This window comes from Elioraea sp. (assembly GCF_022842375.1).
In the GTDB taxonomy this organism is placed as follows: Bacteria; Pseudomonadota; Alphaproteobacteria; order Acetobacterales; family Acetobacteraceae; genus Elioraea_A.
On sequence record NZ_JALHPR010000007.1, the window covers coordinates 122003 to 137873 of the forward strand.

The 15871-nt window shown below is 69.8% G+C and carries 16 protein-coding genes; 7 read left to right on the forward strand and 9 right to left on the reverse strand.

What is annotated here, in order from left to right:
• Nucleotides 1-20: 20 nt before the first annotated feature.
• Nucleotides 21-1010 carry a TAXI family TRAP transporter solute-binding subunit gene (locus tag Q0C38_RS08855; RefSeq protein WP_291296714.1) on the reverse strand — a complete coding sequence of 330 codons (990 nt, stop codon included), beginning with the start codon at nt 1008-1010 and terminating at the stop codon, nt 21-23.
• Between the two features lie 491 nt (nt 1011-1501).
• Here Q0C38_RS08855 and Q0C38_RS08860 point away from each other — a divergent pair, with 491 nt between their 5' ends.
• Nucleotides 1502-2224 (forward strand): superoxide dismutase, encoded by a 723-nt coding sequence (locus Q0C38_RS08860; RefSeq protein ID WP_291296715.1) that lies wholly within the window; start codon nt 1502-1504, stop codon nt 2222-2224.
• A gap of 3 nt (nt 2225-2227) precedes the next feature.
• Here Q0C38_RS08860 and Q0C38_RS08865 read toward each other — a convergent pair whose 3' ends face one another.
• From Q0C38_RS08865 to Q0C38_RS08890, 6 genes are all read right to left on the reverse strand, one after another.
• Entirely contained in the window at nt 2228-3397 is a 1170-nt protein-coding gene (locus tag Q0C38_RS08865) for a mandelate racemase/muconate lactonizing enzyme family protein (RefSeq protein ID WP_291296716.1), read from the reverse strand.
• A gap of 23 nt (nt 3398-3420) precedes the next feature.
• Nucleotides 3421-4104, reverse strand: coding sequence for an SDR family NAD(P)-dependent oxidoreductase (locus Q0C38_RS08870; protein WP_291296717.1), 684 nt, complete (start codon nt 4102-4104; stop codon nt 3421-3423).
• Nucleotides 4101-5078 (reverse strand): tripartite tricarboxylate transporter substrate binding protein, encoded by a 978-nt coding sequence (locus Q0C38_RS08875; RefSeq protein ID WP_291296718.1) that lies wholly within the window; start codon nt 5076-5078, stop codon nt 4101-4103. The genes Q0C38_RS08870 and Q0C38_RS08875 overlap by 4 nt, the downstream gene beginning before the upstream one ends.
• A gap of 67 nt (nt 5079-5145) precedes the next feature.
• Entirely contained in the window at nt 5146-6087 is a 942-nt protein-coding gene (locus Q0C38_RS08880; RefSeq protein ID WP_291296719.1) for a dihydrodipicolinate synthase family protein, read from the reverse strand.
• Between the two features lie 16 nt (nt 6088-6103).
• Nucleotides 6104-7021 carry an IclR family transcriptional regulator gene (locus tag Q0C38_RS08885; RefSeq protein WP_291296720.1) on the reverse strand — a complete coding sequence of 306 codons (918 nt, stop codon included), beginning with the start codon at nt 7019-7021 and terminating at the stop codon, nt 6104-6106.
• Between the two features lie 200 nt (nt 7022-7221).
• On the reverse strand, nt 7222-7551 hold the full coding sequence (locus tag Q0C38_RS08890; protein WP_291296721.1) for an NIPSNAP family protein: 330 nt from the start codon (nt 7549-7551) through the stop codon (nt 7222-7224).
• A gap of 79 nt (nt 7552-7630) precedes the next feature.
• Between Q0C38_RS08890 and Q0C38_RS08895 the strand changes: the two genes are divergently transcribed.
• The 4 genes from Q0C38_RS08895 (at nt 7631) to Q0C38_RS08910 (ending at nt 9906) form a co-directional block, all read left to right on the forward strand.
• Nucleotides 7631-8020 (forward strand): hypothetical protein, encoded by a 390-nt coding sequence (locus Q0C38_RS08895; RefSeq protein ID WP_291296722.1) that lies wholly within the window; start codon nt 7631-7633, stop codon nt 8018-8020.
• A 95-nt stretch (nt 8021-8115) separates the two neighbouring features.
• Nucleotides 8116-8775: a hypothetical protein gene (locus tag Q0C38_RS08900; protein ID WP_291296723.1), complete on the forward strand. Its 660-nt coding sequence runs from the start codon at nt 8116-8118 to the stop codon at nt 8773-8775.
• Entirely contained in the window at nt 8772-9413 is a 642-nt protein-coding gene (locus Q0C38_RS08905) for an SCO family protein (protein WP_291296724.1), read from the forward strand. Before Q0C38_RS08900 ends, Q0C38_RS08905 begins: the two co-directional genes overlap by 4 nt.
• A gap of 16 nt (nt 9414-9429) precedes the next feature.
• A complete protein-coding gene (locus Q0C38_RS08910) occupies nt 9430-9906 on the forward strand; it encodes a copper chaperone PCu(A)C (protein ID WP_291296725.1) in 477 nt (158 codons plus the stop codon).
• A gap of 203 nt (nt 9907-10109) precedes the next feature.
• Here Q0C38_RS08910 and Q0C38_RS08915 read toward each other — a convergent pair whose 3' ends face one another.
• Together Q0C38_RS08915 and Q0C38_RS08920 are read right to left on the reverse strand one after the other, a co-directional pair.
• On the reverse strand, nt 10110-11717 hold the full coding sequence (locus Q0C38_RS08915; protein ID WP_291296726.1) for an ABC transporter substrate-binding protein: 1608 nt from the start codon (nt 11715-11717) through the stop codon (nt 10110-10112).
• Between the two features lie 52 nt (nt 11718-11769).
• A complete protein-coding gene (locus Q0C38_RS08920; protein ID WP_291296727.1) occupies nt 11770-12696 on the reverse strand; it encodes an alpha/beta fold hydrolase in 927 nt (308 codons plus the stop codon).
• Between the two features lie 185 nt (nt 12697-12881).
• Between Q0C38_RS08920 and Q0C38_RS08925 the strand changes: the two genes are divergently transcribed.
• The gene (locus Q0C38_RS08925; RefSeq protein WP_291296728.1) at nt 12882-13058 is read left to right on the forward strand and encodes a zinc-finger domain-containing protein; all 177 of its coding nucleotides are present in this window, start codon (nt 12882-12884) and stop codon (nt 13056-13058) included.
• Nucleotides 13059-13076: 18 nt separating this feature from the next.
• Nucleotides 13077-15842 (forward strand): DNA polymerase I, encoded by a 2766-nt coding sequence (polA, locus tag Q0C38_RS08930; RefSeq protein WP_291296729.1) that lies wholly within the window; start codon nt 13077-13079, stop codon nt 15840-15842.
• The last annotated feature ends 29 nt before the right edge of the window (nt 15843-15871 follow it).

Consider the following 15871-nt stretch of genomic DNA (forward strand, 5'->3'; position numbering starts at 1 on the left):
CTGCGTCAGCCGATCAAGGCTCAGGCCATGACGAGATTGTCGGGAATGGCATGGCCATTCTCGCGGAACCACTTCGCGGCACCGGGGTGGAACGGCAGGAAGGTGTTCTTGTTCCAGTTCGCCGCCAGCGTCTCCTTCGACGCCGCCGTCGCCTGCACCATGCGCGCGTTCTGCGTCATCACCGCCTTGGTGATCTCGAAGGCGAGATCGTCGGGGAGCGACTTGTGCCCGATGGCGAAGTTGTAGACGCCGAGGATGTTGAGGTCGGCCGTCGGCGTCCGGTATGTGCCGCGCGGCACCGTGCCCTTCGAGAGCTCCGGAATCGCGGCGACGATCGTGTCCATCTGCGCCGTCGTGAAGCCGAAGATGTTCACCTGGTTGGTGGTCTCGAGCTCGGAGAACGCCGGGATCGGCACCCCCGAGGCGAACAGGAACGCGTCCAGCAGCCCGTCGGCCACCTGGCCGATGAGGTCGGACGCGCTGCCGTAGCGGATCGCTGACGGGGTGACGCCGAGGGACCGCAGGATCAGCGGATAGTAGGTGCCCGGCGTGCCGCCGCGCGGGCCGACGCCGACCGACTTGCCGTTGAGCTGGCTGTGGTCGGTGATGCCCGAGCGCACGAGGGCCACGCCATGGAACGGCGTGTCGTACATCGGGAACAGCGCGCGGATGTCGCGGAAACGGTTCCCCTGCGTCCACTCGCCCTGGCCGTTCCAGGCCTGGAGCGCCACGCCCATCGTCACCATCCCGAGTTCGACTTCCTTGCGGTTCGTCAGGATGATGTTCTGGTTCGGGCCCTGGGTGGTGCGGTAGCTGATGTTCACGCCCGTGGCTTCCTGCACGATCTGGCCCCAGGCAGGCCCGTAGATCGCGTAGGTGCCGCCGGGAGCCGCCGTTCCCATGTTGAGGGCGCGCGGCCAGGCAGAGTTGCGCGGCTGCGCCCAGGCCAGGGTCGGAACCCCGAGGCCGGCGGCGCCGGTCGCGGCCATGAGTGTGCGTCGCTTGATCATGCGTGTGACCTCCCCTTCACGAGCGTTTCCATCCGGGCGGTTACCCGAACCGCCTTCTCCAGGCCACCATGGTCGAATCCGACCGGATAGAAAAGAGGGAAGCGCCTCAAGCCCCGAGAAGTACCTCCCAGCCAGGCCGGGCCGGCGGGGGAGCAGGGCCGCGCGCGCGGCCCGGTCGGCCCGCCTCACCGCCCGGTGCGGCGGAACCGCCAGAGCGCATCGAGGATCCGCCGACGCTTCCGGTGCGGAAAGAAGAGTGCCTCGCCGAACAATGCGAACATCGCCTTCACGCCCCGACGCGGAGGCTGGGCGCGACAAGCAGGGTGCGGCGATGCATCGGCGGTTCTCCCGACCAGGACTGCCGCCCACCATGCGCATCCTTGGTGACGGGGCCACGACGATGCGATGACGTGTGCGTGAATCCTGCGCACCCGGCAGACCGCGGTCGGCTATACTCCCGGCAACCGAACAGACGAACAGGGGAAACACCGATGATCGCACGACGCAGCGCGCTGCTGCTTGCCGCCGGCGCCGCCTTGCTTTCCGTACCACGCCATGTGTTCGCCCAGGCCGCCACGCCGCCGGGAGGCCCCTTCACCCTGGCCCCGCTGCCCTACGCCCTCGACGCCAACGAGGCGGCGATCGACGCGCGGACGATGGAGCTTCACCACCGCTTCCACCACGGCGCGCAGGTTGCGAACCTGAACGCCGCGGTGGCGAACCACCCGCAGGTCGCCGCGATGCCGCTTGACCAGATCCTGATGAAGCTGCCGGAGATGCCCGAGGCCGTGCGCACCGCCATCCGCAACAACGGCGGCGGGCATGCGAACCACACGATGTTCTGGGCGATCATGGGCGGCAAGGGCGGTGACCCGACGGGTGACCTCGCCGCCGCCATCGCGCGCGATTTCGGCGACCTTCCCGCCTTCCGCACGCAGTTCGACCGCGCCTCGACCACCCTGTTCGGCTCCGGCTGGGCCTTCGTGACGGTGACGCGCGAGGGCAAGCTCGCCATCGTGCAGAAGCCGAACCAGGACAACCCGCTGATGGACGGCACCCACGTGCTGATGGGCAACGACGTGTGGGAGCACGCCTACTACCTCCGCTACCAGAACCGCCGCGCCGAATACGTGCGGAACTGGTGGCAGGTGCTCGACTGGGACAAAATCGGCGCCCGCTACGCCGCTGCGCGCGCGGGCACCCTCACAATCTAGCCGCTACGCGGCGAGCGCTTTCATCTCGGCGTAGAGGTCGCCCTTGCCCTCGAACCCGATGCCGGGAAGGTCAGGCAGCGTCACGTGGCCGCCGATGACCTTCACGCCATCGGGAAAGCCGCCATAGGGCTGGAACAGGTCGGGGTAGCTCTCGTTGCCGCCGAGCCCCAGGCCCGCGGCGATGGCGAGGCTCATCTGGTGCCCGCCATGGGGGATGCAGCGCGAAGGTGACCAGCCATGTTCGGCGAGCACGCCGAGCGTGCGGCGATACTCGCAGAGGCCGTAGCTGAGCGCGCAGTCGAACTGCAGCCAGTCACGGTCGGGCCGCATGCCGCCGTGGCGCAGCAGGTTGCGCGCATCCTGGTGGCTGAACAGGTTCTCGCCCGTTGCCATCGGGCCCGGATAGAACTGCGCCAGCGTCGCCTGCAACGTGTAGTCGAGCGGGTCGCCCGCCTCCTCGTACCAGAACAGCGGGTACTCGCGGAGCATCTTCGCATATGCGATGGCCGTTTCGAGATCGAACCGGCCATTCGCATCGACCGCGAGCTGCGCCCGCGAGCCGAGCTCGCCCAGCACCGCCTCGATCCGCCGCCGGTCCTCGTCGACGGAGGCGCCGCCGATCTTCATCTTCACCACCGTGTAGCCGCGGGCGAGGTAGCTGCGCATCTCTGCCTTCAGCGCCTCGTCATCCTTGCCGGGGTAGTAGTAGCCGCCCGCGGCGTAGACGAACACGCGCGGGTTGGCGGCCCGCCCCGCGCCTTCCGCCAAATGATGGTGCAGCGGCTCGCCCGCGATCTTCGCGGTCGCGTCCCAGATCGCCATGTCGAGCGTGCCCACGGCGACGGAGCGTTCGCCGTGCCCGCCAGGCTTCTCGTTGCGCATCATCGCAGCCCAAGCCCGGTCGGGGTCGAGGTTGGTGCCATCGTCGGTGTTCAGCGTCGCCGCGTCAGCCTCGAGCAACCGTGGGGCGAAGCGCTCGCGGATCAGCCCGCCCTGGCCGTAGCGGCCGTTGCTGTTGAAGCCGTAGCCGACGATGCGCTTCCCATCGCGCACCGCGTCGGTGACGACGGCCACGAGGCTCGTCGTCATCTTCGAGAAGTCGATATAGGCGTTGCGGATGGCCGAGGCGATCGGCTTGGTCACTTCCTCGACGGCGAGGATCCGAACGGTCATGGAACGTCCTTCAACGGGTCATGTCAGAGAGAGGCGCCGGCGCAGATCGTTACCGTCTGTCCGGTGATGGAGCGAGCGTCGCCCGACAGCAGGAACGCGGCAAGCCCCGCCACCTCCTCCGGCGCGATCAGCCTGCCCCCCGGCGGCAGGCGGATGGCGATGCCAGCGCGCGATGGGTCGCGGATCATCGCCGTGTCGGTCGCCGCCGGCGCGATGACGTTGACGGTGATGCCACGCGGCAGGAGCTCCATCGCCCATGAGCGGGCGAGGCCGACCAGCGCCGCCTTGGTCGCGGCATAGTCGGCCCTTCGCGGGGCGCCATTGGCCGCGCGCGAACCGATCAACACGATGCGCCCGCCATCTTCCATGCGCGGGATCAGCGCCGACCCGATCGCCTGCGCGGCCGCGACATGGATGCGCCAGAGCAGTGCTGCCGTTTCGGCATCGACCTCGCCGATGGCCCCGCCACGCATGATGCCGGCGGCATGCACGAAGGCCTCTGCCGGCGGCAGCGAGGCCGCGAGCGCCTCGGTCGCCACCGTGTCGGCGAGATCGGCGGCGATCGCGGTGAAGCCTGCGTGGTCGATCGTGGCCACCGCACGGTCGAGGCCGGTGACGCGCCAGCCATCGCCGAGCAGCCGCTCGGCGATGGCCTGGCCGATGCCACTCGACGTGCCCGTGACGACGGCGTGTCTCGGCCGCGTCACGTCGGCTCGTAGTTCACGCTGCGCAGCAGCGCCGTTGCGCGCACGATCTCGGCACTGATGAAGGCCTTGGTCTGCTCGATCGTCTCGTCGACCGGTTCGAGGATCATCTGCTTCAGCCGCGCGGCCATGTCGGGCTCGCGCATCGTCTCGCGCATCAGCGTGTTCACCTGCGAAACGACAGGCTCCGGCGTGCCCTTCGGCCCCCAGATGCCGTACCAGGACTGGAACTCATAGCCATCCATTCCCTGCTCGATCATCGTCGGCACGTCCGGTGCGAGTGCGGAACGTGTTCGCGTGGCGATGCCGAGGGCACGCGCACGCCCCTCGCGGGCCGCCGGCAGCAGCGCGAAGGACGGGTCGATCAGCAGCTGCACGTTTCCGGCGATGATGTCGGTCAACGCAGGCTGGGTGCCGCGATAGGGCGCCATCTCGATCGCCACGCCGGCGCGGCGGAGGAACTCGATGGTCGCGAGATGTCCGGCAGAGCCGAGCGAGGAGACGGCGAAGGTCCAGTTCTTCGGGTTGGCTTTCGCCGCGGCGAGAACCTCGGGGATCGTGCTCTGCGGCCGCGTCGGCGTCGAGATCAGCACGAGCGGTGCGGCCGCCGTGCGCGCCATCACCGCGAGATCGGTCTCCGGGTTGAAGGTCGCTGCCTTGAGCACGAGCGGCATCACGGCGGTGTTGAAGGCCGAGGCGAGCAGCGTGTAGCCGTCGGGCGCTGCCTGGATCACCGCCGAGGTGCCGACAAGGCCGGAGCCGCCGGTGCGGTTCTCGACCACCGCATTGGCGCCGAGCTTCTCGTTCAGCCGCTGCGCGAAGAGCCGGCCGAGCAGGTCGTTCGCCGCCCCCGGCGGCCAGGGCACGATCACGCGCAGCTGCCGGCCGCGCGGCCAGGCCTCCTGCGCATGCACGGCGGGGGCGGCGAGCAGCGATGCGGCCGCGGCAAGCGTGGCGCGGCGTGTGGGATGCGTCATGGTCATGTCCTCCTGTTCGTCCGGTTGGCGGATCGTTCTGGTGTGGTGCGGTTCGGTTTTGTTCAGTTCAGGCAGCGTCGCGGCGCGCGATGCCGGATGCGGCGACGACGGCGCGGATGCGCGCAAGCTCCTCGGCCGAGGGCGGGATCGTCGGCGGGCGGACGGTGCCGTGGGGGATGATGCCGGCCGCCGCCATCGCTGCCTTCATGTTCGCGTGCGCCTCGCCCGTCGGCTCGCCGGCGCCGTAGACGGCTTCCTTGAACGGATCGATGCGCGCCTGGATGGCCATCGCTGCCTTGAGGTCGCCGCGCTTCACCGCCTCGAGCAGGCCGTGGATCAGCCCGGGGATCAGGCTTGCGAAGCCGACCAGCGCGCCGTCGACGCCCTGCACCATGGAGGCGAGCAGGTACTCGTCATGGCAGGTGAGCAGCGCCTTCTCCGGCGCGGCGGCACGGATGGCGGCGAGGTCGCGCGCATACTTGTTCATCTCGCGCGTGCCGATCTTGAACGCCTTCACCGCCGGAAGGCGCGCGAGGTCCGCCAGCAGGTCGGAGCTGAACGAGGCCTTCGTCCAGGCAGGATAGACATGCACGATCAGCGGCAGGCCCGTCGCGTCGCCGATCGCGCGGAAATAGTCGATCGCCTGCGAGGGGCGGAAGCCGAAGCGCAGCCAGTGATGCGGCGGCATGATGTCGAGCGCCTGCGCGCCCGCTGCCTTGGCCCAGCCCGCCTGCTCCACCGCATCGCGGACGCCCTCGCACACGACCGACGAGACGACGGGGCAGACGCCGGCGGACGCCTCGGCGACGATGCGCGTCACCTCCGCCCGCTCGCGCGGGGTGAAGCTGAACACCTCGCCCGTGTGCCCGTTCGTCATCATGCCGACGACGCCCGGCTGGCGACCGAGCCACTGCGCGAAGCTGCGGAGCGCCGTCTCGTCGATACTGTGGTCGGGGCGGAAGGGAACGGCCATCGCCGGGATCAGGCCGTGGAAGTTTGTCATCACCATCACGCGTGTCTCCTCGTCATTGCGCATCGCGGCGCGCCTGAGCCATGGGAAGTGTTTCGGGAAGGGCGACGCTGCCGGCTGCCTGGAGCGCGCGCGACAGCGCCGCGGCGGCGGAACACACGGGCTCCTCGGCGGCAGCGACGAAATCCTCGAGGCTCGCGGCGAAGGCAGGGGCAGCGACCGAGAGGCCGGCGATCGGCACGCCATCGGCGTCACGCACCGGGGCGGCGAGGACGCGAAGCCCCGTCACCGTCTCCTGGTCGGACACGGCGAAGCCCGCCGCACGCACGGTGGCGAGGCGGGCGACGAGCGCGTCGAGGTCCGTCACCGTGCGGTCGGTCAGTGGCGGGCGCGGGGCGCTGGCGAGCACGGCGCGCTGCACCGCCTCGGGCATGAAGGCGAGGATGGCGTGGCCGATCGCCGAGGAATAGGCCGGCACGCGGCTGCCGATCCGCACATCGACGCCAAGCCGCACGAGCCCTGCCTGCACACGCTCGACATAGACGACGGAGGCGCCGTCGAGCACGCCGATCGACGCAGCCTCCACCGGCGCGCCGACCAGGCCGCGCAGCAGCGGGCGGGCGAGCGTGCGGAGATCGGACCGCGCGATCGCGTTGAAGCCGAGATCGAGGCAGGCAAGCGTCAGGCTGAACCGGCGCGAGTTCGGCACGCGCGCGACGAGGCCGAGCATCAGCAGGGTGTTAGTCAGCCGAAATGCGGTGGCGTTGTCGAGGCCGGCGGCGCGGGCGATCTCGGAGAGGGTGAGCTCCGGCGCATCGGCACGGAAGGCGCGCAGCACCGCAAAGCCCTTGGCCAGCGAGCGGACGAGGTTCTTTTCGGCCGGCTCATTCAGGAGTGCCTCGCGCGGCTTCGCCGCTGCCGGCGCTGGAGCCCCTTCCCCAAGTTCGGAATGCGAACTTTTGTTTTCGCTCATGATGACGGTAGTCCCCGCCGCGACGCATCGTCAAGCGCCGCGGCGGAACCGCCCCTCGGACTCCGTTTGAGAGTTCGCTGCTGTCAGTCGGATGGCGCAGTGTCCGAGAACCGGCGCGCAGCGGCCAGATCGGCCGTGAGCACCGGAAGCGCAGGACACAGAGCCAGACGGCCGCAGCAGTAGAACTCGCAAATGGGCTCCTACATCCCCGGGAGCGGCGTCCAATGCGGCGCGGGGCGGATGATGCGGTTCTCCATGTGCACGAGATACCCAGCCTCGGCCGCCTTCTTCAGGTAGGCCTGCCAGGCTGGGTCCGCCGCCATGGCGTTGCGGCGCTGCTCACGGTCAGCCTGGCTGTCATAGGCCCACATGTGCACGACCTGGTTCAGCGTTCCCTCAACCGTCACGTACCAGCCGACGCAGCGGCCCAGGTATTTCTGCTGCAACGGCCACGCATGCTCGCGGTAGAGCGCGACGAACTCGTTCAGGTGGTTCGGCTTGCAGGTGTAGATGCGAAGATCGACGATCATGGCCCTTGGGTTCCTCCCTTGGTGCTGCACACGGTCGCGAGACTTGCGCAAGCACAGGGCCGACGCCATACCCTCTGGCGTGACGAGGCTGCTCCCCTTCCTGCGCCAGAAGGCCCGCGCGCTGGCCACGCTCGCGGTGCTTGCCATCCTCGCGCCCGCGCTGGCCGGCGCGATTACGCCAAGGCCTGCTGCGGCCCCCTTCTCGTTGGTCATCTGCACGACCGAGGGGCTCGTCACCATTGCGCTGGGTGACGAACTTCCAAGCGCCCCCGCCGGCTACGGCGTCCGCGACCATTGCCCAGCCTGCCTCCGCGCCGATCCGGCGCTTGCCATGCCGCCGCAGGCAGCGCCCGCCGCACACCCAGCGCACGCCGCCGTCATGCGGCAGGCGCCCGCCTTCGCGGCTGCGCCGCGGCGTGCAACGCCTCACGCACGACCGGACCCGACAGGCCCTCCGCTCCACGCCTGAGCCGCGGCTGAATGCGCGGCTGACTGTGCGTCCCGGCGCGCCCCCACTGCGCCCGCGGGCCGCGCCCACTGCTGTCACATCGAGGAGCAGACATCATGCAAGCCACGCCACCGGCGCGCCTGAGCGCCGCGGCTGCCGCAGCGCCATCACCCGGGCCGATCCCCTTCTGGTGGCTGCCCTATGCCATCGGGGGGTTCATGCTCACCCCCTTCGCGGTGTGGGCGGGGCTCTACCTGTCCGGAATCGCCGGGCCGAAAAGCGGCTTCGGCACGCCGGAGATGATCGCGATGACGTTCGCGTCCCTGCCGCTCGCTGGCCTGTTCTACGTCGCCAATCTCGGCCAGATCGCAAGTGCGATGCGCGGCGGGCCGGAGACGCTGACGGTGCCGCCGATCGCCCGCCTCCTGCCCTGGTGCACCGGCGGCATCGGCGCGGCGGGTGTCGTCGTCCTCGCGCTGCTCGGACGCGACACGGGCGGGATCGTCGCGGTCGCGGCGGCAACGGTGGCGATGGTCGTCTTCATGCAGCTCGGCCTCGCGCCGTCCAGCACGTCAGTGCGCCGCGCGCCGCGCCCGGTGCGGATCGACAGCCCGGAGCCGCTGCTCTGGCTCCTTCTCAATGTGTTCCTCGTGCTGGCCTTCGTCTCGCTGGCCTGGTCGCCGGCGATCATCTTCTACGCCGCCCTTGCCGGCGTTCCGCTTGCGTTCATCCTCATCCTCGGTGTCGCCAACGCACGCGACGAGGAGCCCTCATGACCGACAAACCCAAGCCCCACACCGCCGCGCAGCGCGGACTGGCCATCCTCGCCGGCGGGGCGCTGCTCATGCTCGTCGGTGTCGGCGGGTCGCTGCTGTGGCTGAAACCGGCGCAGGAGAGCCTCGGGCCCACCCTGCCCGTGGGCGTCGCGATCGGCGGGCCGTTCATCCTGACCGACGAAACCGGCAAGCGCGTGACGGAGGCTGACTATCGCGGCCGGCACATGCTCGTCTTCTTCGGCTTCACCTACTGTCCCGACGTATGCCCGACCGAACTCGCCAAGGTCGCCGCGGCACTCGACCTGCTAGGGCCGGACGCGGCCCGCGTCGTGCCGCTGTTCGTCTCGGTCGACCCCGCCCGCGACACGCCCGACGCGCTTGCCCAGTACACCGACCTGTTCCACCCGGCGATCATCGGGCTGACGGGAACGGAAGCGGAGATCGCCGCCGCCGCACGGGCCTATCGCGTCTACTACAACAAGGTGAAGACCGGGCAAGCGGCGGATGCCTACACGATGGATCATTCCGCATTCGTGTACCTGCTCGGCCCCGACGGTGCGTTCCGCCAGTTCTACTCGCCGCAGGCAACACCGGAGCAGATCGCCGGCTCCATCCGCGCCTATCTCGCGCGCAGCTGACAAGAGGATTGTTCCGATGACGACACGACGCATTGTCATTGCCGCTGGCTTCGCCGCAATCGTCGCAGCCCCCGCCAACGCGCAGGCACCGATCTCGGTGCAGGAGCCGTGGGCGCGTGCCGCGTTGCAGGGCCGGACCTCCGCCGCCTACATGACGATCGAGAACACCACGGCCGCGCTCGACCGTCTCGTTTCGGCAACGAGCCCGGTGGCGCGGGTGGTCGAGCTGCATACCCACATGATGGACGGCGCGGTGATGCGCATGCGACCCGTGAGCGCGATCGAGGTGAACCCCGGCGAGCCTGCGGTGCTGCGCCCCGGCGGGTTGCACATCATGCTGATCGACCTCGCGCGCCCCCTGCGCGCGGGCGAGACCATTCCGCTCACGCTGCGCTTCGAGAAGGCGGGCGAGGTGACGGTGAACGTTGCCGTCCAGGCGGCCGGCGCATCTGGTCCGGGCCAGCACGGACACGGCACCCAGCATCGCCACTGAGCTGGCGTGGGGTGGGCGCCCCCACGACCGACGCGTCCCCCCCACGACCGACGCGTCCCCCTCACGACCGACGCGTCCCCCTCACCCTATCCCTCTCCCCCCAAGGGGGGAGAGGGGACCGTGGGGCGAGGTGTCGCGAGGCGTCCCCTCTCCCGCGTGCGGGAGAGGGACAGGGTGAGGGTGCGGCGGAGGGTCCTGCAGCGCTACTGCAGATCGACCGGCACGAGATCCTGGAACCAAGATTGCGCGCTGCGGAACCCCGTCACGCGCCGGCTCATCGCGCGCGGGTTCAGGTCATGCACGATGAACAGCCAAGGTGGGTTGTCGACCAGCCGCTCATGCGCCTTGCGGGTCGCGGCATCGATCGCGGCCTGGTCCGTCGCCGCCTCGAGCGCGCGCACGGCCGCCTCGAACTCGGCATCCTCCCAGTTCGGCCAGTTGAAGCCGTTCGGCGGGAACGAGGCGCGCGAGAAGTAGCGCACCATCACGCCGACATCAGACGTCGGCGATGACGGGTTCAGCGCCGCCGAACCGCGCACCGCAGGGCTGTCAGGCGGGCTGCGGGTGGCGACGAGGAGTGTGTTCCACTCCGTCACCTCGAACGTCACCTCGACGCCGCAGCTCTCCTTCAGGCTCTGCTGCATGAACTCGTTCATCGGCAACGGCAGCATCTGGCCAGAGCCCGAGGTCGAGATCATCACCTTGAAGCGCAGCGGGTTCTGCGCCGTGAAGCCTGCCTCGGCCAGCAGCGCGCGGCCGCGGGCGGGGTCGAGCCTGTAGCGGTTCTGCGGATTGCCGAACAGCGGGTTCTTGGCGTTGAACCAGCCGACCGCAGGCTCCGCCGTGCCGTTGACCAGTGCGACCAGCCCCTCGCGGTCGACGCAGTAGTTGAGGCCCTGGCGCACGCGGACGTCACGGAACGGGCTCGTCGTGCCGCCGGTCTGGAGGAACCACGGCCAGGCATGCGGGTAGCTGCCGGTGACGATGTTGAACCCTGCCTGGCGCAGCGCCGGGATGCCATCGGGCGGCGGCACCTCGATCCAGTCGACCTGGCCGGCCCTGAGGGCTGCCATCCGCGTCGTCGCCTCCGGCATCGGCAGCAGCACGACACGGTCGACCTTCGGCACGCGGGCCTGGTCCCAGTAGCCGCCGTGCTTGGTGAGCTCGGCCGATTGCCGCGGCGTCACGCGCGTGAGGCGGAACGGCCCGGTGCCCGCCGGCGGCAGGGTGGCGACGCGCGCCCAGTCACGCCCCGCATCCTCCCATGATTTCGGGCTCGTCATGAGCAGGTAGACGATCATGTACGGGAAGTACGAGGCCGCCCGCGTCGAGGTGATCGCGACCGTCATGTCGTCGACCTTGCGGTAGCCTTCCATGATGGTGACGCGCGCGCGACTGATGCCGGAGGCCTGCGGCTCGAATTGCGGGCTGTCGTTCCGGAAGTACCGGTCAAGGTTCCAGATCACCGCATCGGCGTTGAAGGGCGAGCCGTCATGGAACGTCACGCCGGGGCGGAGCCTGAAGATCCACGTCTTCGGGTCGGCCGGGTCCTGCGCCCAGCTTTCGGCAAGGCCGGGGCGGAGGCCGGCATTCGTCTCGGTCTGCGACAGGTCCCACAGCACCAGCCCCTCGAAAATGGGGTAGCCCATGAAGCGCATGCCCTCGAAGCCGTTATTGGGCATGCCCGTGCTCGTCGGCACGTCGGAGGCGGTCATGGCGATGCGCAGCACCTTCTCGCGCGGCTGCGCGTGCGCACTCCCCGCCCCGAGCGCCAGCGCAATGCCGGCAGCGGCGGCGAACAATCCTCGCATCGGTCATCTCCCGTTCTTGGGCATGACCGGCGTTCGTCTCCCAGGCCAGACGCTATGCGGGACGCACAGCTCCGGCAAGCGCACCGTTGGCCGCCCAGGCGAGGATGTCGGCCGCCACCGCGGCGCGGCTTCGGTCGCGCAGCAGCAGGTGATAGCCCTGATCGTAGCCGATGACGCGCTGGTGCCCAGGGCCAACGCCCGGAAGCCGCTCGCGCAGTGCGGCGATCGCGCTCTCGGGCACGATGTCGTCACGCTCGCCGTAGAGGACCAGCGCCGGATGATCGAACGAGCGCGACGCGTCGAGTGCGGCATCCATCAGCGCGACGAGGCCATGCAGCGCATCGATGCGCGTCGAACGCAGCATCAGCGGGTCACGGCCCATTGCCAGGAGGGCCGCCTCGTTGTCGGAGGCGCGGATGAAGGGGCTGCCGCCGACGATGCCGAGGGCGGGCACCGTCTTGGCGAAGAGGTCGAGGAACCACCGCCCCGTCGCACCCATCGTTTCCCCGCCCCAGACGGCGGGGGCGGACAGCACGTAACCATCGGCTGGCGGCGGGCGATCGCGCACACCAGCGACGAGCAGCACCGCAGCCCCCATGCTCTCGCCCAGCATCACGAGCGGCAGGCCAGGGTGGCGCGCGCGGATCAGCGCGGCCGCCGTCACTGCATCCTCGGCCAGCGTGTCGGTCCCTGCCCAGAGGCCGCGGGCGGGGGCTCGGCCGAAGCCGCGCTGGTCATAGGAATGCAGCGTCCAGCCGGCAGCGGTGAACAGGGGGCTCGGAATCTCGAAGGCGCGGGCATAGTCGTTGAACCCGTGCAGGCCAAGCACGACGCCGCGCGGCTCGCCCACCGGCCGCCAGGAGGAAAGCGGCAGGCGCACGCCGTCGGCCATCACCAGCGCATCGCCATCGTCGCGCGGCGGGCCGATCGAGGGGCCTGCCGGCACCAGGCGCGGGGCGCAGCCGGCCAGGAGAGGCACGCCGCCCGCAGACGCGACCCCGAGGGACGCAGCAAGGAGGGCGCGCCGGGGAAGGGCGATACGGGGAAGGGCGATACGGGCTTTGGTTGATCGGGCCATGGCTGTCGCTATCATCCGCCACCGCGCTCCAGACAGGAACACCCATGCCCATGGCAACGCCGATTCCCGCGCACCCCCCGTCATCCATGCCGGCCCCCGCCGAGACCATCATGGTGACGTCGAGCCCCGTCGCCTGCGACGGGGGCGGCGGCGCGCTCGGCCACCCGCGCGTGTTCCTGACGCTGGTCGCCGGCAAGGCGGTCTGCCCCTATTGCTCGCGCGAATACGTGCTGTCGGGCGCGGTGGGGGGAATGGCGGGCTGAGCCGCCGGGAAACCGCGCGTGTCCGACGCACCCCCGCACCTGATCCTGGTCGACGGATCGGGCTACATCTTCCGCGCCTTCCATGCCCTGCCGCCGATGACGCGGCCCGACGGCACGCCCGTGAACGCCGTGTTCGGCTTCGTGAACATGCTCGCGAAGCTGATCGCCGACAGTGCCGGCCAGCGCATCGCCGTGATCTTCGATGCCGGCCGCCACACCTTCCGCAACGGGATCTACCCCGCCTACAAGGCCCAGCGGCCCGATCCGCCGCCGGAGCTGATCCCCCAGTTCGGACTGATCCGCGAGGCGGTCGACGCCTTCGGCCTGCCGGCGATCGAGCTCGCCGAGTGGGAGGCCGATGACCTGATCGCGGCCTATGCCCGTGCCGAGACGGCCGAAGGCGGGCAGGTGACCATCATCTCCTCCGACAAGGACCTGATGCAGCTCGTCCGGCCCGGCGTGACGATGCTCGACCCGATCAAGCAGAAGCCGATCGGCGAGGCGGAGGTGTTCGAGAAGTTCGGCGTGCCACCCGCGAAGGTGATCGACGTCCAGGCACTGGCCGGCGATACGGTCGACAACGTGCCTGGCGTTCCCGGCATCGGCATCAAGACGGCCGCGGCACTGATCACCGAATACGGCGACCTCGAGACGCTGCTGGCCAGCGCCGGGGCCATCAAGCAGCCGAAGCGCCGCGAGGCGCTGATCGAACACGCCGAGGCAGCGCGCATCAGCAAGCGGCTGGTGACGCTGAGCGCAGATGCCCCGCTTCCTCTGCCGCTCACGGCGCTGGCGCTGAAGCCGCCCGATCGGGCGAAGCTTGCCGCATGGCTCGCGTCGCAGAATTTCCGCTCCACCATCCAGCGCCTCGGCCTCGAGGCAGGCGCACCCGCGGCGGAGGCGACACCCGCGCCGGGGCCGGCGGCACCCGCATACCCGTTCGGCCCCTATGTCACGATCACCGATGCAGCCACGCTCGATGCCTGGATTGCCGAGGCGCGCGCGACAGGAATCGTCGCACTCGACACCGAAACCGACAGCCTTGACCAGCAGCGCGCGATGCTCGTCGGCATCTCGCTCGGCCTCGCACCGGGCAAGGCGGCATACATCCCGCTCAGGCACACCAGCCGCGGCAACGACCTCGCCGCCGATCCGCCACCGCAACAGATCGGCTTCGACACGGCCATCGCCGCCCTCCGCCCCCTGCTGGCCGACCCAGCGGTTCTGAAGGTGCTGCAGAACGCGAAGTACGACATCGCGGTGTTGGCGCGGCCGGAGAATGGCGGCCTCGCCGTGTCCCCGATCGACGACACGATGCTGATCTCCTTCTGCCTCGATGCCGGCGCGCACAAGCACGGGATGGACGACCTCTCCGCCCGCCATCTCGGCCACACGCCAATCAGCTACGACAGCGTCACCGGCACCGGGCGGTCGCGCATCTCCTTCGCCGAGGTGCCGCTCGACCGTGCCACCGCCTATGCGGCCGAGGACGCGGACGTGACGCTGCGCCTCTGGCTCGCGCTGAAGTCACGGCTGCGCGAGGCGAAGGTGCTCACCCTCTATGAGCACGTGGAGCGGAAACTCGTTCCGATCCTCGCAGCGATGGAGCAGGCGGGCATCAAGGTCGACGCGCGCGACCTCCGCCAGATGAGCGCCGAGTTCGCCGACCGTCTCGCCGCGCTCGAGAGCGAGATCCACGCGCTTGCCGGCAGGCCCTTCACCGTCGGCAGCCCGCAGCAGCTGGGCCGCGTGCTGTTCGACGAGCTGAAGCTCGAACCACCTGGCGGCCGGCGTGCCAAGACCGCGACGGGGCAGTACGCCACCGATGCCGGCGTGCTGGAGGAGCTCGCCCCCCAGCATCCGCTGCCGGCCAAGGTGCTGGAGTGGCGGCAGCTCGACAAGCTGAAGTCCACCTACGCCGATGCGCTGGTCGACCAGATCAACCCCGACACCGGCCGCGTGCACACTTGCTTCGCGATGGCGGTGGCGAGCACCGGGCGCCTCTCATCGACCGACCCGAACCTGCAGAACATCCCCGTGCGCACCGAGGAAGGCCGCCGTATCCGACGCGCCTTCATCGCCGAGCCCGGGCACGTGCTGCTCTCGGCCGATTATTCGCAGATCGAGCTTCGCCTGCTCGCGCACGTGGCCGATGTTCCTGCGCTGTCGGACGCGTTCCGCAACGGCGAGGACATCCATGCGCGCACGGCATCGGAAGTGTTCGGCGTGCCGATGGCGGGGATGGACCCGCTGACGCGGCGGCGCGCGAAGGCGATCAATTTCGGCATCATCTACGGCATCTCGGCCTTCGGGCTTGCCAACCAGCTTTCCGTCAGCCCGGGCGAGGCGAAGGCCTATATCGATGCGTATTTCGAACGCTATCCCGGCATCCGTGCCTACATGGAACGGATGAAGGAGGAGGCGCGGATGAAGGGGTTCGTGACGACGCCCTTCGGCCGGCGCATCTGGATCCCGGGCATCGGCGAGAAGAACCCCGCACGCCGCGGCTTCGCCGAGCGCCAGGCGATCAACGCGCCGCTGCAGGGCGGGGCGGCCGACATCATCAAGCGCGCGATGATCCGCCTTCCCGCCTCGCTCGCCGAGGCTGGGCTCGCCGCGCGCATGCTGCTCCAGGTGCATGACGAGCTGCTGTTCGAGGTGCCCGAGGCTGAGGCTGGGCGGACCGCGGCGTCGGTCAAGGCGGTGATGGAGGCCGCGGCGACGTTGCGCGTTCCCCTCGTGGCCGAGACGGGCAGTGCGGCGAACTGGGCCAAGGCCCACTGACGCGCCTCGGACCGTGATCCCTGTGGTGG